Origin of the sequence: Rahnella sp. GSA61A (assembly GCF_019969905.1) — a bacterium.
In the GTDB taxonomy this organism is placed as follows: Bacteria; Pseudomonadota; Gammaproteobacteria; order Enterobacterales; family Enterobacteriaceae; genus Rahnella; species Rahnella aceris.
The window spans coordinates 119,379-141,719 of sequence record NZ_JAHXYO010000005.1; the positions used below are offsets into that span (position 1 = coordinate 119,379).

A 22,341-nucleotide genomic window follows, 5' to 3' on the forward strand; every position below is an offset into this window, starting at 1 on the left:
GCTTATGGCCTTACTTAACGACGAAATCCGCGACCATACTGCCGAGTCCGTCCTTTTCGTTCGTCGTGCCGTGATCGCATTTATGGTGGTGATCCTCCTGTCGTCTGCGCTGGTGTTTAACCTGTATCACCTGCAGGTGGGCATGCATGATTTTTATCAGACCCGCTCGAATCAGAATGACATCAAAATGCTGCCGATCGCGCCCAGTCGCGGGTTGATCATGGATCGCAACGGTGTCGTGCTGGCGCAAAATATCACCCTGTACCAGATTGAAGTCATCCCGGGAAAAGTGCCTGATCTCAACGCCACGCTGAATGCGCTGAAACCCATTGTCGATCTGACACAGGACGATCTGGACAGTTTTCACGATGCGATGATCCACGGACGTCGCTTTGCGCAGATCCCTCTGAAGCTGGCGCTGACGGATGTTGAAGTGGCGCGTTTTTCCGTCAATCAGTTTGATTTCCCCGGCGTCTCTATCAGCACCTATCAGCAGCGCCGTTATCCGTACGGTGCGGAACTGGCGCATGTTGTGGGTTATGTTTCGAAGATAAACGACAGAGATGCCAAACGCCTCGAGGCGGAGGGTATCGCTGAGAATTACGCGGCTGACCACGATATCGGTAAGCAGGGCGTTGAAAAATACTATGAAAACATTTTGCATGGGCGCACCGGATATCAGGAAGTCGAGGTCGATAACCACGGTCATGTGGTGCGTTTACTGAAAGAGGTTCCGCCGCAGGCCGGGCAAAATATCTATCTGACGCTTGATCTGGATTTGCAGCAGTACATCGAAAAAGTGCTGAAAGGGCAGCGTGCGGCAGTGGTGGTGATGGATCCGCGTGACGGCGGGATCAAAGCGATGGTCTCCAGCCCGAGTTATGATCCGAACCCGTTTGTGAACGGCATTTCCAGTAAGCAATACAGCGCGTTACTGAAGAACCCGGATCTGCCGCTGATCAACCGTGTGACCCAGGGGCTGTATCCGCCGGCCTCGACGGTGAAACCGTTTATGGCAACATCGGCGCTGTTTGAAGGGGTGATCACGCCACAAACCACGTTCTTTGGTGCGCCGACCTGGACGCTGCCGGGCACAGAACGGCATTACCGCGACTGGCTGAAAACCGGTCACGGCCTGCTGAATGTCACCAAAGCTATCGAAGAGTCCGCTGATACTTTCTTCTACCAGGTGGCCTATGAAATGGGCATAGATCGTATCCATACCTGGCTGAGCAAATTTGGTTACGGGCAATCGACCGGTATTGATCTGGATGAGCAATATAACGGTGTGCTGCCGAGTCGTGAATGGAAACTGAAGGTACATAAAAAGGGCTGGTATCAGGGCGATACGGTGTCTGTCGGTATCGGTCAGGGCTACTGGGTGGCGACGCCGATCCAGATGGTGCGGGCGCTGAGCGCACTTGTGAACAACGGTAAACTGGAAACGCCTCACCTGTTATATTCCGCCAAAAGCGGCAAAGTGATCACGCCGTATAAAATGCCGCCGACGCAGCAAATCGCTGACCCGAAATCGCCCATCTGGGGCATCGTGAAAAACGGGATGTTCGGGATGGCTAATCTCCCGAATGGTACCGGTTATAAACTTTTCCACACCGCGCCTTATCAGATTGCGGCAAAATCCGGAACATCACAGGTATTCAGTCTGCGCGAAAATCAGGTGTATAACGCCAAAATGACGCCGGTACGTTTGCGCGACCATATTTTCTATACTGCGTTTGCGCCTTATAAACACCCGACGGTGGTGATGGCGCTGATCATGGAAAATGGCGGCGGGGATGGTGTGGTGGCCGGGCCGACCGCGCGGGCGATCCTCGACCATATTTTCCTGCCGCCGCAGGCGGTGATGTGTGATCCGGCCAAAGTGGATAATCCGGCAGACTGCGAACAACCGGTGCCGGCGCCAAATTCACTCGGTTTCAGTGAGCATTGATCCGGGCGTGTGATCAGAGCATTTCAAAGGGCACGTTGTTGAGCCGGGCAACGTGTTTTCCAATCTCTTCCGTGGTCTTCATGTGACCAGCAGGGACTTTACTGTAGTCAGGAGACTGCCTCTTATCGGCGCCTAACACTCTCGTCACCCGGATGCTTTGAGTTGCGGGGAGCCCGTCATAGAGATTCAGACCCTGGCGGCCGATAATCAGTATTTCATTGTGGGTAAATTGATTACGGATCACTTTATCTTGCGTCATGAGAGCCGCGGGGGTCAAAAGTTGCTGATAGCCACCCTCGCATCTGAAGTCACCTACCCCTCTTCCGCTCTGAATGCACTCCACAAGTCCATAGGGCTGGAGCACCCGCCCTTGGGGGTTACATCCTTCCCGTCCGGCATGGTTCATAAACCACACGTCACGCGGGAATGTCCCGAGGATATTTTGTCGGGGGACGTCAAGAACCAGCGCGATGTTGTGATACATCCCTGTGTAACGAAAAGACTCTGTCGTGAATTTTTTAATATCGTTTAAATCAACCAATGATGTGCTGAAGACATCCCAACTATTAAACAGGGAGGCTGCGTCCTGACGGCAGAACGGGCTTTCTTGCAGTTCAAAGGTATGGACCAAAACATGGCGCTCAGGCAGTACGGCCCAGCTTTGCAGTAAGGCTGCTTTTTGCAGATTCCGCGCTTTTATTCTATCGCCCCGCTTTTCCCGCTCAGCTAAATACATTGCATGCGGCGATAATGTCGGGGTTTTCTTTTTGAAAAATGGCATGATATCAATCCTGAAATAGTCAATATTTTATTAAGTCTGCTTTCATCGTTATGGTGTTACATCAGGCGGGATCCTGTACTTATCGAAATTCCTTCAAACTATTTCGTATTCTAATTCGTTGATTTCCGCCACTTTAGCGGCGACTGTTTCTGGTGAGCCTGCATAATAGTCATACATGCTGTTACTCTCTGTCGGTTCGGCAACGACTATTTTGCGCACCCGGATCCTTTGTGTTGCCGGCAGACCTGCATATAACTTAACTCCCGGGCGACCAATAATGAGTACCTCATTATGTGATTCGATAGAGCGTGTTTTTTTATCTTCTGACAGAAGCGACTGAGGTGTCAGCAGTCGTTGATATCCACCTTCACAATGGTAATCTTCTTTGCCTTCTCCCTGGAATATCGCCCGACTCAGGGCTGAAGCATCGATAATTCTTCCCGCTGCATAGTCATTTTCACGCCCGATATGATTAGGAAACCAGACGTCAGTCGGATGCGTCCCAAGAATATTTTGCACCGGGACATCCAGAATTAAGGCTGTGGTGCAATACATCCCGGTATAGCGTTTAATTTTGGTTAAGGGTTTAATATCTTTTAAGTCAACCAACGAGGTGCTGATAATATCCCAACTGCTTAAAATAGACTCTGCGCGGTGCTGGCAAAAAGGACTTTCTTCACCCTCAAAGGCATGAACCAGCAAATAGTTTTTCGGCAGGGAACGCCAACTGTTGAGTATTTTTTCCTTATCTCCAGATGAATATTTAATATCCTGCTTTTTAATAAAATGAATTCCTGATTTTTTATGTGAAAACATAATAATCTCGCGGGTAAATTTTAGGGGAATATGGTGGGGAATATAACATATGAGTTTTTTTTAATGACTTAATCACTTCTTAAGAATAATGATATTGCAGCTTCTCTTTAACGGGAGGTATAAGCGGCCGTGAAACCGGCAGATTTTTTCATTGCGTATATTTTCTGCGACGGAACGCCGTCATCCCCCTGCGAAACAGCGTGTGTCATAAAATGGCGACAATCACGTTATGTGCTGTCGTCATTTGGAGACATTTAAGATATTGATAATTAAGCGTTTGAATTACTTCATCGAATACTGTTGGGTTTCGGCGACACTCCGGGTGTTTTTTAAACGGGTTATTGCACGTCGTGCAGATGCCTGAAAACACATTTAAAATAAAAAACCTTTAAATTCATCTGCTTGATAATTAAACTTTAAAGTTGGCACGCATCCTGCTAGAATCGGGCAGTTGCTCATTCACCTGATTATGATTGGCTCACGCGAAAGCGTTGATATGCTCATAATGTCCGAATGACGCCAAAGAAACGGTGCCTATCGTTCACCCGACCGATAATCGTTGCGCAAGCACGTTATCAAACATCGAACGACACGTTGAGTGAGGCACCACCTCTTCCGGTTTGCAGAACATCCGTCAGGATGTTCTGCAACACCAACCCCTCTGAAGTCTGCCTTTTTGTTTCCCAATCCTTTTACATATCCTCTCTGACACTGGCTGTTCAAACCGTTGTCCGCTAGCATGACGTTATCTGTGGTCAATGAGATGAATGCGTTGAAAAGAGGACGTTTATTCCCCGGCTCGTTACGTCAGCTGGTCTTAATGGCTTTCCTGCTGGTGATGCTGCCGTTGCTGGTGCTGGCCTATCAGGCCTATGACAGCCTGGATCAACTCAGCCGGCAGGCGGCGCGTATCAACCGCACCACGCTGAGTGATGCGCGTCGCAGTGAATCGATGTCCGGCATCGCGCTGGAGATGGAGCGCAGCTACCGCCAGTATTGCGTCCTTGACGATCCGACCCTTTCCCGCCTTTATCAGAATCAGCACAAGCAATATGCCCAGTTGCTGGATGCCCATGCGTCTGTGCTGCCGGATTTACGCTATTACCAGACGTTGCGCACCTTACTGACTCAACTGACACAACCGGCCTGCCTGAATAACTCGCCGGATAAAGATTCCTCTGCACGGCTGGAAAATTTCTCGCGCACCAATGCCGAAATGGTACAGGCGACGCGGGAAGTGGTGTTCTCGCGCGGACAGCAACTCCAGCGCGCGATTGCCGAACGTGGTCAGTTCTTTGGCTGGCAGGCGCTGGTACTTTTTCTGCTCAGTGGCGCGCTGGTGGTGCTGTTCACCCGCATGATTATCGGGCCGGTGAAAGGTGTTGAACGAATGATCAACCGGCTGGGCGAAGGGCGTAATCTGGGCGATGTGACCCGTTTTAAAGGGCCGCGGGAGATCCGCTCGCTGGTGCAGCGCATCGTCTGGCTGAGTGAACGTCTTGCCTGGCTGGAATCACAGCGCCACGAATTCCTGCGCCATATTTCTCATGAACTTAAAACCCCGCTCGCCAGTATGCGTGAAGGCACCGAACTGCTGGCAGATGAAGTGGCCGGGCCGCTGACGCCGGATCAAAAAGAGGTGGTGGCTATCCTCAATAGCAGCAGCCGTCACCTGCAAACGCTGATTGAACAACTGCTCGATTACAACCGCAAGCTGGCTGATGCGCCGACGCTGAGTGTGTTTGTCGATCTTAAAGCGCTGGTGGATGACGTCGTAACGGCTAACAGCCTGCCCGCCCGCGCCAAGAAAATCCGCAGTGAAGTGATTATCGGTGCACCCCGGTGTCTGGCGGAACCGACCTTACTGAGGCGGGTGCTGGATAATCTCTATTCCAATGCGGTGCACTACGGGGCTGAATCCGGTACTATTTGGGTCCGTAGCCGGCAGGAAAACGGACGGGTGATAATCGAGGTGGCGAACACCGGAATACCGATCCCGCAGGCCGAGCGCACGATGATTTTTGAACCTTTTTACCAGGGTAGCCAGCAGAGGAAAGGGGCTGTAAAAGGCAGCGGTCTGGGGTTGAGTATTGCTCAGGACTGTATTCGCCGCATGCATGGAGAGCTGCAACTGGTTGCCGTTGAGGATGCGGACGTCTGTTTTCGTATCGAATTGCCCCTGACGGCTGAGAAGAATGAATAATGATGAAATTTTCAGGCTGGCTGCATGTGTTGTTACGCTGCCGGGTAATCTTATTGAGCATACCGCTGGTGCTTGCAGGCTGCGCGCCGCATTCCGCCAGTAACCCCTATTATCAGCAAGTTTCCGATCAGGTCGTGCCTGACAGCAAAGTGATCGACTTTCGCATTGCGCCCTGTGAAACCCTCTGGGCGCTGGATGACAGCGACGCGCTGACCAATTCGCTGTACTGGTTACGGGCGATGGACTGCGCTGACCGGATGAGTGATGCGCAGGCGCGTTACCAGGCGCAGCAGATCCCGGCCACAAGTTGGGAACAGGTGTTTAAACAAAGCATCCTGCTTGCCGGTGCGGATCCCGATCAGCAACAGCGTCGCGCATTGCTGGCGAAAGTGAGCGAGTACCGTGGCCAGATGCCGGGTTCGATTCGCCCGCTGGTGCAGTTATGGCGTGAACGTCAGAATTTGCAGGTGGTGCTGGGGGATGAAAAAGCCCGCAATGCCCGTCAGCAGGTGATGAATGAAGAAAAACTTCAGACGATGATCGCCGGACAGCAGGTGCTGGAAAACAATCTTGCGGATACGCGGCGTAAACTGGAAAACCTGACCGACATTGAGCGTCAGCTTTCCTCGCGTAAACAAATTCAGGGAGATTTGCCGGATAACGACGCCAGCGTACCTGCGAAAGCGACATCCGGTAAGCCGGTCAAACCTGCCGAAACCTATGCGCCGCCCGCTAAGGATCAGAACGCCAAATGACGATACGTAAAGCTGCCAGCTTATTGCTGGTTGATGACGATCCCAGCCTGTTAAAACTGTTGGGCATGCGCCTGACCAGCGAAGGTTTTCGCGTCACCACGGCGGAAAGCGGCGCTGAAGCGTTGCGTTTGCTGCATCGCGAACGTATTGATCTGGTGCTGAGCGATTTGCGCATGGATGAAATGGACGGCATGGCGCTTTTCGCCGAAATCCAGAAATTCCAGCCCGGCATGCCGGTGATCATTCTGACGGCACACGGTTCTATTCCCGATGCGGTCGCCGCCACCCAGCAGGGCGTATTTGGATTTCTCACCAAGCCGGTTGACCGCGATGCGCTGTATAAAGCTATCGATGAAGCGCTGGCGCAGTCCAGCCCGTCAGTCGATGAAAGCTGGCGCGAATCGATTGTCACCCGCAGCCCGATTATGTTGCGTCTGCTTGAACAGGCCAATATGGTCGCACAGTCTGATGTCAGCGTGCTGATTAACGGCCAAAGCGGCACCGGTAAAGAAGTGCTGGCGCAGGCCATTCACGGTGCCAGCCCGCGCGGCAAGAAAGCCTTTATTGCCATTAACTGTGGCGCATTGCCGGAACAGTTGCTGGAATCCGAATTATTCGGTCATGCCAAAGGGGCGTTTACTGGCGCGGTGAGCAGCCGTGAAGGTCTTTTCCAGGCAGCGACCGGCGGCACGTTATTCCTTGATGAAATCGGCGATATGCCCTTGTCGCTGCAGGTGAAATTGCTGCGCGTGTTGCAGGAACGCAAGGTGCGCCCGCTGGGCAGCAATCAGGATGTCGATGTGGATGTGCGCATTATTTCTGCGACGCACCGTGATTTGCCAAAAGCGATGGAGAAGGGTGAGTTTCGCGAAGACCTGTTTTATCGCCTCAATGTCGTCAGCCTGAAGCTGCCGACGTTGAGTGAAAGATCAGAAGACATTCCGCTGCTGGCCAATCATCTGCTGCGTGTTGCGGCGCAGCGACATAAACCTTTTGTGCGCAGTTTTTCGACGGATGCGCTGAAACGGCTGATGGCTGCCAGCTGGCCGGGCAATGTGCGCCAGTTAGTGAACGTCATCGAGCAATGTGTGGCGCTGACGTCTGCACCGGTGATCAGCGAAGCGCTGGTGCAACAGGCGCTGGAAGGTGAAAATACCGCGCTGCCAACGTTTGCCGATGCACGTAATCAGTTCGAGCTGAATTATCTGCGCAAGTTGCTGCAAATCACCAAAGGCAACGTGACGCAGGCAGCACGTATTGCCGGGCGTAACCGCACCGAGTTTTACAAGTTGCTGTCCCGTCATGAATTAGAAGCGACCGATTTTAAAGAGTAACGGGAATTTACTTTCAGAGGCTTGAGGTACATTCCTGCCGCTGAACTATGATACCTTTAGCGCCTTCGCATGCCTCCGGCATCCGAAACCAGATTGTGAACCATGCTGCCGCTCAGGAAGGCGGAGAGCAAACGAATGATTATAAGGGTCCGCCATGAAAAAGATTGATGCGATTATCAAGCCATTCAAACTCGACGATGTCCGTGAAGCACTGGCTGAAGTCGGGATTACCGGGATGACCGTGACCGAAGTGAAAGGCTTTGGCCGTCAGAAAGGTCACACAGAACTGTACCGTGGTGCGGAATACATGGTCGATTTCCTGCCAAAAGTGAAAATCGAAATTGTCGTGGCGGATGACATCGTGGATACCTGCGTGGAAACTATTATGACCACCGCGCAGACCGGTAAAATCGGCGACGGTAAAATCTTCGTGTTTGATGTGGCGCGTGTGGTGCGTATCCGTACCGGCGAGCAGGACGAAGAAGCGATTTAATGTTTCATCAGGGCGGGTAATACGATGTTACCGGCCCTGAGTTTTTCCTCTGTTATTCCCCGTTTCCTCCTTCCTGTCTTGTTATACCAATCTTTTTTTAACCACATCACTTCTCAACTCTTTGTTTATCCAGTTCTTAGCGGTTAATTCTGTTCATCAGCCCCCAAAGTTCCTCTCCGCCAATAACCACAAAAAATGCTATTTGTTAGTTTTGTGTGAAATTTGTGGGGTTTTTATTGTGACTTCATTGAAAAAGTGAGAGTAAAATCACGTTTGTTGTTATACCAGTTCAGATAACCTGTCAGATACGTTGTAATCACCCACTAAAACAATTCAGGGTGAAAGTATCAGGCGGCCGGAACTGGTGTGGATTGATCTCCGTTGATCGTGGTTTTCACACCCATTCAGAAGGCTTTGCAATGTCACAACCAGAAAAACCCATACGCATTTCCCGGCGCGTATTTTTAGGGGGCGCACTGGCGGCGCTTTCCGTTCCGTTGATGAATAAGCTGCTGCTCAGCCCGGTCTATGCCGCGCCGGTTGCCGGTTTGTCACAGGCAAAACAGGATTTCACCCAACTCTCGCTGTATCTGACCGGTCACGACCGGCTGGACCTGGCCCTTTCTGAACGTTATTACCAGACGATGTTAGCGCTGTATCCGGACTTCACCGCGCAGGTTCAGGCGTTGCAGGCGTTTATTACGGCGAATCACATTGATGCCGCTGAACTGCAAAAAGCGCTCGATGCACAGCAGCCCGCGCTGGCGAAATTGCCGCGCAGCATTCTTCAGGCGTGGTATCTCGGTGTGGTCGGCGATGGCAAACAGGCGGTTTGTCTGGCGTATGAAAATGCGCTGATGAATGTTGCGGTTCGCGATCACCTCAATCCGCCGAGTTATGCCTACGGCGCTTACGGCACCTGGGCAAAACAGCCTGTCTGAAAATAACGTTCAAAAAGGGTTAAACAATGAGTGAACAACTTTCCGCTGACGTCGTCGTCATCGGCTCGGGGATCTGCGGCTCGCTGGTCGCACAGCGTCTGGCAAAACAGGGCATCTCCGTCATTATTCTCGAATCCGGCCCGCGTATTGATCGCGGTACGCTGACTGAAAACTTCCGTAATTCGCCGCGCAAAAAAGACTTTATGTCGCCATATCCGTACTCGGACTGGTCACCGCATCCGGTATATAAACCGGAAGATAATGATTATCTGCAACAGCAGGGGCCGTATCCTTTCCCGGCGGAATACATCCGCATTATGGGCGGCACGACCTGGCACTGGGCGGCGCAGGCATGGCGTGTTCTGCCTAATGATATGAAGATTAAAACACTGTACGGCGTCGGGCGTGACTGGCCGTTGTCGTACGAAGAGCTGGAACCGTTTTATTACGAAGCCGAAGTGAAAATGGGCGTGTCCGGTGCGCCGAATAACGGTTCACCGCGCAGCCAGCCCTTCCCGATGGAACCGGTCGCTGAATCCTGGCTGCAACAGCGTTTCCGCGAGCGTCTGGCACCGGGCGGTTATGAGGTGATCGTTAACACCACCGCCCGTAACAGCCGTAACTATGACGGCCGTCCTGCCTGCTGTGGTAACAACAACTGCATGCCGATTTGCCCGATTGACGCGCAATATCACGGCGGCATCGCCGCGCAGGCGGCTGAAGCGGCGGGTGCAAAACTGATCACCAGCGCGGTGGTTTACCGTCTGGAGCATGATGAGAAAGGCCGTATTGTTGCCGCGCATTATTACGACCCGGATAAAGGCGAACATAAAGTTACGGCGAAAAACTTTGTGCTGGCGGCGAACGGCATCGAAAGTCCGAAACTGCTGCTGATCTCCGCCAGCGATAAATATCCTGACGGGCTGGCAAACAGTTCCGGCACCGTCGGGCGTCATCTGATGGATCACCCGAGTAACTCACTGACCTTCGAAACCGAAGAACCGTTGTGGGCGGGGCGCGGGCCAATGAGTCCGGCGTCTATCAACAGCCTGCGCGACGGCGATTTCCGTAAAGATTACGCCTCGTTCCGTATCGATATCGCCAACTCATCTCAGGTGCAGTCGGTAACGCAAGATCTGCTGGCGGAAGGCGTTTACGGCATCAGCCTGGATAACGAAATTCGTCGCCGTGCCTCGCACCAGACCAGCCTGAAAAACGTGATGGAGCAGTTGCCGAATTACGATAACCGCATCATTCTCAGCGACAAAAAAGACAAACTGGGTATCCCGAAACCGGCAGCGATTTACCACATGGACGATTATGTGCATCGCGGTATGGCGCGCGCAGTGAAGGAATATACCGAGATCGCCAGACTGATGGGCGGCACCAATTTGCGCTTCAGCAAGCCGGGCGTTTATGGCAACAACCAGCATATTACCGGCACGATGAGCATGGGGCATGACCCGAAAGATTCCGTGGTGGATGCGTTCGGACGTACTCATGACCATGAAAATCTGTTCATCACCAGTACCGGTGTCATGCCGACCTCGGCCACGGTCAATTCGACGCTGACCGCTGTCGCACTGGCGTTACGCACTGCTGATCATCTTGCCAAAACTGCGCTATAGGCTGACTGACATGACTCTGAATCGTTTAACTCAAAAACGTCTGACGGGCGCGTTGCTGGCCTTTGGCCTGAGCCTGACGGCGGGCACAGCTTATGCCGCGTTATCGCCGGAACAGGATGCGCTGATCAGGAAAGGCGAATATGTCGCGGTCGCCGGGGACTGCGTGGCCTGTCACTCCACCGAAGGCGGCAAACCGTTCGCCGGTGGCCTCGGACTGGCAACGCCACTGGGCACTATTTACTCGAGCAACATTACACCGTCTAAAAAAGACGGTATCGGCAATTACACGCTGGAGCAATTTGAACACGCGGTGCGTGATGGCGTGCGCGGTGATGGTGCGAATCTGTATCCGGCGATGCCGTACACCTCGTATGCCAAAATCAGCGATGACGACATGAAAGCGCTGTACGCCTACTTTATGCAGGGCGTGGAGCCGGTGGATGTGCCGTCAACGCCGACGGCGCTGCCGTTCCCGTTCAACGTGCGTTTGTCGATGGCAGGCTGGAATTTACTGTTCCTCGAAAAAGGCGCGTTTAAAGCCGATCCGTCGAAAAGCGATCAGGTCAACCGTGGCGCGTATCTCGGCGAGGCACTGGCGCACTGCAGCACCTGCCATACGCCGCGTAATGCGCTGATGGCCGAGCAGGGCGATAAAGCGCTGGGCGGCAGCAGTCTGGGCACCTGGTTCGCGCCGAACATTACGTCGGATGCGGTCAGCGGGATTGGCAACTGGAGCACCGGTGAGATCGCCGGTTACCTGAAAACCGGTCACGCGCCGGGTAAAGCGCAGGCGGCAGGGCCGATGGCGGAAGCGATCGACCATAGCCTCAGCCATCTGAGTGACAGCGATTTGCAGGCAATTGCCGTCTGGCTGAAACAGACCACGCCGGTCAGTCAGCAAGGGCAGGCGAGAGCCGCAGACCAGTTCGGATCACCGGCAAATTATGCCGATACTTTGCGTGGTGTTCCGCGTCCGGCTGATGCCGATAAAATGAGTGGCTGGCAGGTTTATGATGGCTATTGTGCCAGTTGCCATCAGCCCGACGGCCGTGGCAGCAAGGACGGTGGCCTGCCGTCGCTGATCAATAATACAGCGCTCGGGCACCTGAACAGCGACAACCTGGTGATGGCGATTCTGCATGGCGTGCAGCGCGGGCCGGAAAGCAAAGATGTCGCGATGCCAGCGTTTGAGCATTTACTGTCGGATACGCAGGTCGCTACGCTGAGCAATCAGTTGTTGCGGCAGTTTGGTAACGATCAGGCGAAAGTGACATCTGACCGCGTGAAAGAATTGCGTGCAGGTGGCAAACCTTCGCCGTTGCTTGAACTGGCGCACTGGGGCATGGGCATTGCGGGACTTGTGGTTATCCTGCTGATTGCGCTGTTCTTTGTACGTCGCCGACGTCGTCATTAATCTGTACTGAACAGCAATAAAAAAGGCTGACATTCTGTGTCAGCCTTTTCTTTTCGTGCAGGGATTAAAGGACTTTGTGCGGACCGAAACATTCGTAATGAATGTTGGCTTCGCTGATGTTCATCGCCAGCAGTTGTTTCGCTGCAAACTGCATAAAGCCGACCGGACCGCACAGGTAGAAATGCATCGCCGGATCGCTCAGCTGTGCGCTGACTTTGCTCAGATCCATCAGCCCTTCATACTGAAAATCTTCACCGGGTAAATCATTCGCCTGTGGCCGGTTATACCAGACATGGCTTTCCAGTTGCGGCAGGTTTTTCTGCGCGCTTGTCACTTCACCGGCAAATGCGTGCACGGCACCGTTTTCAGCCGCGTGCAGCCATTGTACCGGCGCATGATGTCCGCGTTCTGCCAGCGTATTGAGCATACCCAACATCGGCGTCTGACCAACACCTGCAGAAACCAGCGCCACCGGCGTGGTATCGCTGATATCCATAAAGAAATCACCGTGAGGGGCAGCAAGATGAATGATGTCGCCCGGCTGCGCAAAATTATGCAGGAAGTTGGATACGGCACCTTGCCCTTCGCGTTTTACCGCGATGCGGTAGGTTTTGCCGTTCGGTGCCTGGGTCAGGGAATACTGGCGGATTTCCTGATTTTCCAGTGAGGCATCGCGGATATATACCGCCAGATATTGCCCCGGCTGGAAGTCGGCCACCGGTTTACCGTCGACAGGTTCCAGCAGGAAAGAGGTAATCAGCTCACTCTGCGGTTGTTTTTCGGCGATGCGGAATTCACGCGTGCCGCGCCAGCCACCCGTTTTTTCTGCGCTGTCCTGATAAATCTCGGTTTCACGGTTAATAAACACATTCGCCAGCACGCCATAGGCTTTGCCCCATGCATCCAGCACTTCCTGACCCGGACTGAACATTTCATCCAGCGTTGCCAGCAGGTGAGCGCCGACAATATTGTATTGTTCAGGCTGGATGGTGAAGCTGGTGTGTTTTTGCGCGATGCGTTCCACTGCAGGCAGCAGCGCCGCCAGATTTTCAATATTAGCGGCATAAGCGCAGATGGCATCAAACAGCGCCTGACGCTGATCGCCGTTGCGCTGGTTGCTCATATTGAAGATGTCTTTCAGTTCGGGATTATGCGCAAACATACGGTCATAAAAGTGTGCGGTCAGTTTCGGACCGGTCGCAGCGAGCAAAGGAATAGTGGATTTAACGGTGGCGATAGTGGCTGAATCAAGCATGGTGAACACCTTGTCTGTGATGATTTTATTTAAACATGTATTTTAAATGCATCTTATATAAACCCACTATTTCTGTAAACACCCCCTAAAGGGGTAAGGGCTTTTCCCGACAGGGGCTGAGTCACAAAGCTGAAATTTGTACATGTTCAGGTGAATATTTATCCCTTGATTATGGACAGATGTTCGCAGATCAAAGCCTTGCTGTATCTGGAGCCAATCGTTTGCCTAAAAACCTCAAACTGACCCTATCCGAAGGCCGCTTAAACATTTACACTGTGGCGCAGAACCCGGAAGGGGCGTTTATTTTTAGTTTGTTGAGTCAGGAGATGCGGATGTTAAAGCGTGAAATGAACATTGCCGATTATGATGCTGAGCTGTGGGCAGCAATGGAAAAAGAAGTTGTTCGTCAGGAAGAACATATCGAGCTGATTGCGTCAGAAAACTATACCAGCCCGCGTGTCATGCAGGCTCAGGGTTCGCAACTGACCAACAAATATGCAGAAGGCTACCCGGGCAAACGTTATTACGGTGGCTGTGAGTACGTCGACATCGTTGAACAACTGGCTATCGACCGTGCAAAAGAATTGTTCGGTGCAGATTTTGCCAACGTTCAGCCGCACTCCGGCTCACAGGCAAACTTCGCGGTGTATACCGCACTGCTGCAACCGGGCGACACCATTCTGGGGATGAACCTTGGCCATGGCGGTCACCTGACGCACGGTTCACCGGTTAACCTTTCCGGTAAACTGTATAACGTGGTGCCTTATGGTATCGACGAAAGCGGCGACATCGATTACGAAGACGTGAAACGTCAGGCCGAACTGCACAAACCAAAAATGATCATCGGCGGCTTCTCTGCATTCTCCGGTATCGTTGACTGGGCAAAAATGCGTGAAATCGCCGACAGCGTTGGCGCTTACTTCTTCGTTGACATGGCACACGTTGCCGGTCTGATTGCTGCGGGCGTTTACCCGAACCCGGTTCCACACGCACACATCGTGACCACCACCACGCACAAAACGCTGGCTGGCCCACGCGGCGGTCTGATTCTGGCGAAAGGCGGCGACGAAGAGTTCTACAAAAAACTGAACTCTGCTGTCTTCCCGGGTGGTCAGGGCGGCCCGCTGATGCACGTGATTGCCGGTAAAGCGGTAGCACTGAAAGAAGCGATGGAACCTGAGTTCAAAGCTTACCAACAGCAGGTGGCTAAAAACGCACAGGCAATGGTGGCTGTAGTTCTGGAACGCGGCTACAAAGTGGTTTCCGGCGGCACGCACAACCACCTGTTCCTGATGGATCTGGTCGATAAGAATCTGACCGGTAAAGAAGCCGATGCTGCTCTGGGTCGCGCTAACATCACTGTGAACAAAAACAGCGTACCTAACGATCCGAAGAGCCCGTTTGTGACCTCTGGTGTGCGTATCGGTACCCCGGCTGTGACCCGTCGTGGTTTCAAAGAAGCTGAAGTGCGCGAACTGGCTGGCTGGATCTGTGACGTGCTGGACAACGTGAACGACGAAGCAACGATCGAACGCGTTAAACAGAAAGTTCTCGACATCTGTGCACGCTTCCCGGTTTACGCGTAATATTTGCGAAGCCGTTAAGCTGCTAAAACCCGCTACGGCGGGTTTTTTTATGGGCATGTATCAGAATTTGTGAGCTGGCAGACATTACGGGAGTATGAAAGCGTCTGCGGATTGCTAGCGATTGTGAGCTTTGTCAAAGTATTGGCCTCACACCGGAGGATTTATGGAATTGCGTTCCACGCGCTGGCTTGCACTCAGTTATTTCACCTATTTTTTCAGTTACGGTATTTTTCTTCCTTTCTGGGGCCTGTGGCTTAAAGGTGAGGGGATCTCCTCCGAAAGCATCGGCTTGTTGCTGGGTGCGGGTCTGGTCGCCCGTTTTCTCGGCACGTTAATCATTTCTCCGTCCATCAAAGACCCGTCTTACCTCATCACCGGTTTGCGTATTCTGGCGCTGCTTACGCTGGCGTTTGCCGTCGGGTTCTGGTTTGGCAACGGCTGGGCGTGGCTGATGATCAACATTGCCGGTTTCAGTCTGTTTTTCGGTCCGCTGGTGCCGCTGACCGATGCGCTGGCAGGCACGTTGCAACGCCAGATCAATATGGATTACGGCAAGGTGCGTGTCTGGGGCTCCATTGCCTTCGTGATTGGATCGGCGGTGACCGGCAAGCTGGTTGAGGTCTACGGTCATAAGGCGATTTTGTACACACTGACCGCAGGCGTGGCCGCGATGTTGCTCGGTATGTTGCTGCGCCCGAGCGTGAAGCCGGTGGGAGAGCCGCGTACCAGCGGTGCGCCGGGTATTTCGTGGAAAGCGTTGCTTGGCGAAAAACCAGTCTGGCGTTTCCTGTTATGTGTGACGCTGTTGCAGGGCGCCCATGCGGCGTATTACGGTTTCAGTGCAATTTACTGGCAGGATGTGGGCTATTCTTCCACGACCATCGGCTATTTGTGGTCGCTGGGCGTCGTGGCGGAAGTGCTGGTCTTTACCTTTAGCAAACAGCTGTTCAGCCGCTGGTCAGCGCGGGATCTGCTGCTGCTTTCGGCCGTGTGTGGCGTGGTACGCTGGGGAATGATGGGTGCGTTTACCGCGTTGCCGTGGCTGATTGTGATGCAGATTCTGCACTGTGGCACGTTTACGGTTTGTCATCTGGCGGGCATGCGATTTATCGCTGCACGACCACGTGATCAGGTGATCCGCCTGCAATCGGTGTATTCCGCACTGGCGATGGGGGGCGGCGTGGCCGTGATGACCATGGTATCCGGTTTCCTGTTCGAACATCTGCATGCCGGATTGTTCTGGGTGATGGCGCTGCTGGCGGTGCCGGCGATTTTCCTGCGTCCGGTGGTTACGCCGTCAGCGCCGGTGACGTCAGCCCGTTAGGGGGCTTCGAGCAGCGAGCGGATACGTTTACGCTGCTCTTTGGCCAGCGGTAGTTGCGTGTGGATCACCAGCGGGTCGGCGTCGGTGCTGCGGGTGGCGTAAGGGGTGACAATCAGCGCTACGCCACTCGGCGCACCGAATTTATAGAAATCCGCCAGCGTCTGATATTTAATGTTCAGCGGCAGCAGCGTCGCTTCGCGAATTTGCTGCTCGACCGCTTCTTCCAGCTGCGGATTGTCGTGCGTCAGCAGCAAAATTTGTTTTTCCTGCAAGGCATTACCCTGCATCAGCCACGCGCCGAAAGTGATCGCCACCAGCCCGATTTCATCCTCAGAAAGCGTAATCAGATATTCGTGTTCGAAACCCTGCAACGCCTCGCGGGTGGTTCGCACCAGACGCGGATACATGCGGTTCACTTCTTCCTGCATCAGATTGTCGATGCCGATGCCAAAATGACAGCGTTCGATCGCCGGGCCCAGATGGGCGAAAAGCTGGCCGACCAGCCCTTCGTAACTGCTGAATTTCATCCCGGCGATATCTTGAAAACGCGCCACCATATTTTCAATTTCTAATAACAGCCGCTGATCTTCCGTCGAACCGGAACTCTGATAACTGTGGATTTTCAGCATACGTAACATCAGGGTGAAAAACTCACATTCGCACTCATCCAGCCGGCCGTTGCTGAGTTCCTGTAACTGAATAAACAGTTCGCGGGCGGCAGGATATTCGGGCTTTTCGCGCAGCCAGCGACGCTGTTGTTCGGTGAAGCGTAAGCCGGTCGGGCCATTGTTTTGCCACAGACAGTATTGCAGGCAGATGAGCATCAGCTGGCGGTCGTGTCCGCTCAGGGGTTTGGGTAATAACGCGCCGCAGTCTTCCAGCATCATGCCAAGAATGTCGGTGCGCAGAGCAGCCTTCGGGCAGGCCTGGCCTTCGAAGGCAATATGCAGCCAGGGAATAAAATGGCGGGAAACGAAGTCCGGTGAAATGCGCAATGTACGGCGCAAGCCCTGAAATAAACACAGCCTTTGAGCGAGCGTATCGCCCTGAATGCGGCATTCTTTTTCGCTGTACTGCAGCACATCAAGCTGGTGGATCCGCTGAATTTCGCAGGTCACTTCCGCCAGATCTTCCCACGTCATGTCTAGCCCGACGCCGTTAATTTCGCTGATGATCTCCAGCTGAACCGCCGTCAGCGGCGCGTACAGCATCAGCAACACGTGGCAACGGCGTTGCGTAGCGGAAAGCGCAGGGGAGGGCTGTTTTTCTGGATTCATATCACCTGCCGAAAAGGTATCGCCTGAAATTATTAGTCAAGCATAGCAAAGCGAATGCCCGCAATAAGGCGCGGGGATTGGCTTTTACTCCGGCTTACAACTCAGATCACAGATATTTTTGACGACCGGTTAAATGCACAGCAAAATACTGTTACTTAGTAACAATATAATGGCGCCTGATATGGAAATGACGTTACACCAGGCCCGGAACCGGCCTTTCTCCCGTTACGCCAAATGGCTGGGCGTTGCGCTGTTCTGTCTGCCCGCAACGGTGCTGGCGCACCCGCACAGTTTTATTGATATGCAGACCACGCTGGTGGCGAATGAAACCTCGCTGACCGGGCTGAAAATGGTCTGGACGATGGATGAAATCACCTCGGCAGATTTGTTGTACGACGCACAGAACGCCAAGCCGGGGTCGGATATCTGGAAGAAACTGGCGGCCGAAGTCATGGCGCGGGTGCTGAGTCAGCATTACTTCACAGATTTCTATCGTGACGGAAAACCGGTGAAATATCTGGATCTGCCCAGTGAGTATCAGCTTTCCCGTAAGGGCGATCAGGCAGTGCTGGAATTCGTCCTGCCGCTGGCCAAACCGCAAGGGCTGGAAGGCAAACCGATGGAATTCTCCACTTTTGATCCTTCGTATTTTGTCGATATGACCTATAAAGACAAAACCGCGTTGCATCTGCCACCGGCGCTGGAAAAACGCTGTACGCTGGCACTGTTTACGCCGAAGCCGGATGCCTCGCTGCAAAATTATGCCCTGTCACTCGATAAGGCTGATGCCCCGCCGGAAGACATGGATCTTGGTCAGCAATTTGCTCAGAAGGTCACGCTGGAATGTCATTAATCTCCACGCCATCGAAAACCCTGTCCTGGCGCGATCTCTGGCCGCTGGCAGTATTTCTGTTGCTGCTGGCGGGCGGCGCTTCCCTGTTAATCCATTACTGGCCGCGTATTTTGCTCAGCAGCATTATCTGGCAGCGGGAGTTACATCAGGAACTGGCGGGTCTGCTGCGGCAGGTGAAAGAAAATCCGATGCAGGCGGGTATGACGCTGGCCGGTTTTAGCCTGATTTATGGCGTGATCCACGCCATCGGGCCGGGGCACGGCAAAATCGTTATCACCACCTATCTGGCGACGCATCCTTCGCGACTGAAAAACAGCCTGAAGCTGACCTTCGCGTCGGCGATTGTGCAGGGGCTGGTGGCAATATTATTGGTCAGTGTGGTGCTCGGCGTGCTGCAACTGTCTTCGCGTCAGCTGCATCAGAGCAGTTTCTGGATGGAGCGGGGCAGTTTCATTCTGGTGATGTTGCTGGGGTTGCTGTTGTGCTGGCGGGCGCTTAAACGGATGTGGCAAACCATCAACAGTTTGCGTCCGGTTCACGCCATGAAAATCCACAGCCTGTCGCCGATGGGCAATGAAACGCATGTCCACGACGAACATTGCGGTTGCGGCCATCAGCATGTGCCAAACGATCAGCAGCTTCAGGCGGGCGGAGATTTACGCACGCAGGTGGCGATTGTGCTGGCGATGGGATTACGCCCGTGTTCCGGCGCGATCATGGTATTGCTGTTTTCCAAGGTGATTGGCGTCTACAACTGGGGCGTGATTTCAGCCATTACGATGGCTATCGGCACCTCGCTGACCGTCTCGCTGATTGGTGTGCTGGTGTTTTACAGCCGTGCGCTGGCAGTGAAACTAAGCGCAACCCGCACGCCTGCGGCGTGGCAGCGGATCACCTGGTCACTGCTGGCGCTGACCGGCGGAATTGTGCTGCTGGTGGCGGGCATTTTGCTCTTCAGCACCGGCGGCGGTGATGTTTCACCGATAACCGGCGGGCCATTCAGGGGATAACCTCCTGTACATAAACAACAGACATAAAAAAACGGACGCCCGAAAGGACGTCCGTTTTTTTTAACTGATACTCAGCGGAATTAACGCTTCAGCGCTTCGCTCAGTTCATCACGCATGGTCATCAGAATACCTTTAACGACGCGTGGGTTGCCGGCAACGATGTTGCCTGACGAGAAGTGGTTGTGGCCGCCAACAAAGTCAGTCACCACGCCGCCGGATTCACGAACCAGCAGTTCACCGCCAGCGAAATCCCAGGGCTTGAGGGCGATTTCGAAGAAACCGTCAACGCGGCCAGCGGCCACGTAGGCCAGATCCAGCGCAGCAGAACCGGTGCGGCGGAAGTCTGCACATTCGGTGAACAGTTTGCCAACCACATTCATGTAGCTGGTTGCGTGTTGTTTTGCTTTGAACGGGAAACCGGTCGCCAGAATGGTGCCGTCGAGATCTTTCGCGTTAGTACCGCGCAGACGGTAACCGTTCAACTGTGCGCCCTGACCACGGCTCGCGGTGAACAGTTCGTTACGCATTGGATCGTAAACTACCGCGACTTCAGTGCGGCCTTTGATGCGCACGGCGATAGAAACAGCGAAATGTGGGAAGCGTTTAACGAAGTTGGTAGTGCCATCCAGCGGGTCGATAATCCATTGTACGTCTTTGTCTTCGCCTTCCAGCTCGCCACACTCTTCACTGATGATGGTGTGTTTTGGATAGGATTTGCGAATAACATCGATAATCATGTGTTCTGCATCGCGGTCTACGTTGGTAACAAAATCGTTGGTACCTTTTTGTGTAGATTCTACAGAGTCTGGCGTTTCGTAATGTTTGGCAATCAGGTTACCGGCCTTGCGCGCAGCGCGCACGGCGATGGTGAGCATCGGATGCATGGATATCTTCCAACTAGGATGTTAAAGAACGGGAATACGGGAAACGGCGCGCAGTATAGCAGGGGTTCTGAAAATTAACTACCGTTGTGTTAGGCTGTTGTGATTTTCCGTCTGGTTAAGAGTTCCTATGCTGCCCAATATCCGCATTGTATTAGTAGAAACGTCCCACACTGGCAATATGGGCTCTACCGCCCGTGCTATGAAAACCATGGGCTTATCAAGCCTTTATCTGGTGAATCCACTGGTAAAACCTGACTCTCAGGCTATCTCTTTGTCTGCCGGAGCCAGCGATGTCATCGGTAACGCGACAATTGTTGATACGCTTGATGAAGCGCTGGCTGGCTGTAGTCTGGTGATCGGCACCAGCGCACGTTCCCGCACACTGCCGTGGCCGATGCTTGAACCGCGCGAGTGCGGTGAGCACAGTGCGAAAGCCGCACAAACCGCGCCGGTGGCGCTGGTGTTTGGCCGTGAACGCGTCGGGCTGACCAACGAAGAACTGCAAAAATGTAACTATCATGTGTGCATTCCGGCAAACCCTGAATACAGCTCGCTGAATCTGGCGATGGCTGTGCAGATTATTGCCTATGAAGTACGCGTCGCACATCTGGCTTTACTGGAAGCAGCAAAACCGCAGATTGAATATGAAGAGACACCGTATCCGCTGGTCGACGATCTCGAACGTTTTTATCAGCATCTGGAAAAAACCTTGCTGGAAACCGGCTTTATTCGTCAGGCACATCCGGGGCAGGTGATGAGCAAATTACGCCGTCTGTTTACCCGTGCACGACCTGAATCTCAGGAATTAAACATCCTGCGCGGTATCCTGACGTCGATTGAAAAGACTCATAGCAACAAAGAATAAGCATCGGAATTTGATTATAAAACACCGGTTTGTGGCTTTTTATCAAAGGGTTGTCGATTATCAGTAAATGACAGAAATCGTGCGGTTCTGCCCGCTCTGTAATACTTGAGTAAATTACTAGGTTAAATAGTTGACTGTTTTACTCGGGAATGGCAGACTCGTTTGCATGTTCCGCACTATTGAATTTCTAAGTCATTTAAACAGGTAACCATGCTATGAGACTGACATCCAAAGGCCGTTATGCCGTGACCGCTATGCTCGATGTTGCACTGCATTCCCAGGAAGGACCAGTACCACTGGCTGACATTTCTGAGCGTCAGGGTATTTCCCTTTCTTACCTGGAGCAGCTTTTCTCGCGCTTACGCAAAAATGGTCTGGTTGCCAGTGTTCGTGGTCCGGGCGGTGGTTATCTGTTAGGTAAAGATTCTGGTGATATCGCCGTTGGTGCCGTGATTACTGCCGTTGACGAATCTGTCGATGCGACCCGTTGCCAGGGTAAAGAAGGCTGCCAGAATGGCGAACGTTGCCTGACTCACACCTTATGGCGTGATCTGAGCGAACGCATCAGCGGCTTCCTGAACAATATTACGCTGGCAGAGCTGGTCAATAATCAGGAAATCCTGGAAGTGGCTGACCGTCAGAACGGTGAAACCCGTCGTCAGCCGAATGGCCGGCAGATGGAAACTATCAACGTCAATCTTCGAGCCTAATCCCTGTCATCCTTCGCGCCGCCTCGGGGTTTGCTCCGTTGCCGCCTTGATGCGACACGAATGATTTATGGGATGCATGTGAATTTTTACGTTACTCAAAGCCCGCGGAAATGCACATTTCCGCGGGCTTTTGCTTTTCTGACGTCAATTCTTACCGATTAGTGCCCGCAAAGCGTCATTTCCCTTTTAAGAAGCCGTGAACCCGTTTTAAACTGGATGTCGTTTTTTAATTCTTTCGTTCGAAGCCGAACGCGCAGTCCG

At 53.1% G+C, this 22,341-nt stretch carries 19 protein-coding genes; 14 read left to right on the forward strand and 5 right to left on the reverse strand.

Going from position 1 to position 22,341, the window contains the following annotated elements; genetic code table 11:
* The first annotated feature begins 4 nt into the window (after positions 1-4).
* Complete coding sequence (gene mrdA, locus LC431_RS08705; protein WP_223509711.1) at positions 5-1,951, forward strand: penicillin-binding protein 2; 1,947 nt, start codon at positions 5-7, stop codon at positions 1,949-1,951.
* 13 nt (positions 1,952-1,964) lie between these two features.
* On the opposite strand, the gene LC431_RS08710 is transcribed toward mrdA, so the two are convergent.
* Both LC431_RS08710 and LC431_RS08715 read right to left on the reverse strand, forming a co-directional pair.
* Positions 1,965-2,732, reverse strand: a complete 768-nt coding sequence (locus tag LC431_RS08710; protein WP_223509713.1) for a hypothetical protein — start codon at positions 2,730-2,732, stop codon at positions 1,965-1,967.
* Between the two features lie 93 nt (positions 2,733-2,825).
* Positions 2,826-3,548: a hypothetical protein gene (locus tag LC431_RS08715; protein WP_223509714.1), complete on the reverse strand. Its 723-nt coding sequence runs from the start codon at positions 3,546-3,548 to the stop codon at positions 2,826-2,828.
* 763 nt (positions 3,549-4,311) lie between these two features.
* Here LC431_RS08715 and LC431_RS08720 point away from each other — a divergent pair.
* The 7 genes from LC431_RS08720 to LC431_RS08750 all read left to right on the forward strand — a co-directional run bounded on the left by LC431_RS08720 (position 4,312) and on the right by LC431_RS08750 (position 12,316).
* Entirely contained in the window at positions 4,312-5,751 is a 1,440-nt protein-coding gene (locus LC431_RS08720; protein ID WP_015689470.1) for a HAMP domain-containing sensor histidine kinase, read from the forward strand.
* Entirely contained in the window at positions 5,751-6,506 is a 756-nt protein-coding gene (gene qseG / locus LC431_RS08725; protein ID WP_013574349.1) for a two-component system QseEF-associated lipoprotein QseG, read from the forward strand. The genes LC431_RS08720 and qseG overlap by 1 nt, the downstream gene beginning before the upstream one ends.
* A complete protein-coding gene (gene glrR / locus LC431_RS08730) occupies positions 6,503-7,840 on the forward strand; it encodes a two-component system response regulator GlrR (RefSeq protein ID WP_013574350.1) in 1,338 nt (445 codons plus the stop codon). The genes qseG and glrR overlap by 4 nt, the downstream gene beginning before the upstream one ends.
* A 154-nt stretch (positions 7,841-7,994) precedes the next feature.
* Entirely contained in the window at positions 7,995-8,333 is a 339-nt protein-coding gene (glnB, locus tag LC431_RS08735; protein WP_013574351.1) for a nitrogen regulatory protein P-II, read from the forward strand.
* A gap of 419 nt (positions 8,334-8,752) precedes the next feature.
* Positions 8,753-9,274: a sorbitol dehydrogenase family protein gene (locus LC431_RS08740; RefSeq protein WP_013574352.1), complete on the forward strand. Its 522-nt coding sequence runs from the start codon at positions 8,753-8,755 to the stop codon at positions 9,272-9,274.
* Between the two features lie 26 nt (positions 9,275-9,300).
* Positions 9,301-10,902, forward strand: a complete 1,602-nt coding sequence (locus LC431_RS08745; RefSeq protein ID WP_013574353.1) for a GMC family oxidoreductase — start codon at positions 9,301-9,303, stop codon at positions 10,900-10,902.
* Positions 10,903-10,912: 10 nt separating this feature from the next.
* On the forward strand, positions 10,913-12,316 hold the full coding sequence (locus LC431_RS08750) for a cytochrome c (protein ID WP_166859946.1): 1,404 nt from the start codon (positions 10,913-10,915) through the stop codon (positions 12,314-12,316).
* Between the two features lie 64 nt (positions 12,317-12,380).
* Here the strand turns inward: LC431_RS08750 and hmpA are convergent, their stop codons facing one another.
* The gene (gene hmpA / locus LC431_RS08755; RefSeq protein WP_223509715.1) at positions 12,381-13,571 is read right to left on the reverse strand and encodes an NO-inducible flavohemoprotein; all 1,191 of its coding nucleotides are present in this window, start codon (positions 13,569-13,571) and stop codon (positions 12,381-12,383) included.
* A gap of 332 nt (positions 13,572-13,903) precedes the next feature.
* On the opposite strand from hmpA, the gene glyA reads away from it, so the two are divergent.
* A complete protein-coding gene (glyA, locus tag LC431_RS08760; RefSeq protein WP_015689472.1) occupies positions 13,904-15,157 on the forward strand; it encodes a serine hydroxymethyltransferase in 1,254 nt (417 codons plus the stop codon).
* 163 nt (positions 15,158-15,320) lie between these two features.
* Complete coding sequence (locus LC431_RS08765) at positions 15,321-16,481, forward strand: 3-phenylpropionate MFS transporter (protein WP_013574357.1); 1,161 nt, start codon at positions 15,321-15,323, stop codon at positions 16,479-16,481.
* On the opposite strand, the gene csiE is transcribed toward LC431_RS08765, so the two are convergent.
* The gene (gene csiE, locus LC431_RS08770; protein ID WP_013574358.1) at positions 16,478-17,758 is read right to left on the reverse strand and encodes a stationary phase inducible protein CsiE; all 1,281 of its coding nucleotides are present in this window, start codon (positions 17,756-17,758) and stop codon (positions 16,478-16,480) included. The two genes, LC431_RS08765 and csiE, sit on opposite strands and share 4 nt — an antisense overlap.
* A 187-nt stretch (positions 17,759-17,945) precedes the next feature.
* Between csiE and LC431_RS08775 the strand changes: the two genes are divergently transcribed.
* Positions 17,946-18,611 (forward strand): DUF1007 family protein, encoded by a 666-nt coding sequence (locus LC431_RS08775; RefSeq protein WP_223509731.1) that lies wholly within the window; start codon positions 17,946-17,948, stop codon positions 18,609-18,611.
* Positions 18,602-19,621, forward strand: a complete 1,020-nt coding sequence (locus tag LC431_RS08780) for a nickel/cobalt transporter (RefSeq protein ID WP_126124668.1) — start codon at positions 18,602-18,604, stop codon at positions 19,619-19,621. The genes LC431_RS08775 and LC431_RS08780 overlap by 10 nt, the downstream gene beginning before the upstream one ends.
* A gap of 80 nt (positions 19,622-19,701) precedes the next feature.
* Here LC431_RS08780 and suhB read toward each other — a convergent pair whose 3' ends face one another.
* Positions 19,702-20,505: an inositol-1-monophosphatase gene (gene suhB / locus LC431_RS08785; RefSeq protein WP_013574361.1), complete on the reverse strand. Its 804-nt coding sequence runs from the start codon at positions 20,503-20,505 to the stop codon at positions 19,702-19,704.
* A gap of 127 nt (positions 20,506-20,632) precedes the next feature.
* Between suhB and trmJ the strand changes: the two genes are divergently transcribed.
* The gene (gene trmJ / locus LC431_RS08790) at positions 20,633-21,370 is read left to right on the forward strand and encodes a tRNA (cytosine(32)/uridine(32)-2'-O)-methyltransferase TrmJ (RefSeq protein WP_013574362.1); all 738 of its coding nucleotides are present in this window, start codon (positions 20,633-20,635) and stop codon (positions 21,368-21,370) included.
* 215 nt (positions 21,371-21,585) lie between these two features.
* Positions 21,586-22,080: a Fe-S cluster assembly transcriptional regulator IscR gene (gene iscR, locus LC431_RS08795; RefSeq protein WP_013574363.1), complete on the forward strand. Its 495-nt coding sequence runs from the start codon at positions 21,586-21,588 to the stop codon at positions 22,078-22,080.
* Positions 22,081-22,341 lie beyond the last annotated feature (261 nt).